This window comes from Halorubrum tibetense (genome assembly GCF_042661865.1).
In the GTDB taxonomy this organism is placed as follows: Archaea; Halobacteriota; Halobacteria; order Halobacteriales; family Haloferacaceae; genus Halorubrum; species Halorubrum tibetense.
In genome coordinates this window covers 1-695 of sequence record NZ_JBHSWW010000592.1, presented here as the reverse complement: position 1 = coordinate 695, position 695 = coordinate 1, and the positions used below count along the sequence as shown (strand labels likewise).

The window sequence follows — 695 nt, the reverse complement described above, 5'->3', positions numbered from 1 at the left end:
GAGCGGCGGCGAGCCGGATGCGACCGGCGACGACAGTGGGCCGGACGCGACCGGCGACGACGGCGGCGAGACCGCTGCTGGCGTCGACACCGGCGAAAATCGGACGGTTCGTGCCTACCAGGCGGCGTTCGGCTACACGACCGACTCGCTGAACCACCTCGTCGAGCCGATGGCCGAGTCCGGCAAGGACCCGGTCGGCTCGATGGGCGACGACACGCCGTTGTCGGTGCTCGCCGACGTCGACCGCCCGCTGTTCACCTACTTCAAACAGCTGTTCGCGCAGGTGTCGAACCCGCCGATCGATTACATCCGCGAGGAGCTCGTCACCTCCCTGGAGTCGCGGATCGGTAACCAGCGCAATCTGCTCGCGGAGACGCCCGAGCACGCCCGCCAGATCGTTACCGACTCACCGGTGCTCACCGACGCGGAGACCGCCGCGCTGAAATCCCTTGGCGGGGACGACGGTGTCGACGGGACCGGCGCCGGACACGAGTTCTCCGCCGTAACGGTCGACATCACGTACGACACCGGAACCTCGCTCACCGACGCCGTGAACCGCGTCCGCGACGACGCCGCCACGGCGATCGAAGCCGGTGCGGACGTCGTGGTCCTCTCGGACCGCGCGGTCGGATCGGGTCGGCTCGCGGTCCCGAGCCTGCTCGCGACCGGTGCGGTCCACCACCAGCTGGTCCGCG

General features: G+C 69.9%; 1 protein-coding gene. It reads left to right on the top strand.

The window, feature by feature from the left end:
• A partial coding sequence (locus tag ACFQEU_RS17155; protein ID WP_379784114.1) for a glutamate synthase central domain-containing protein occupies window positions 1–695 on the top strand: 695 nt, incomplete at both ends.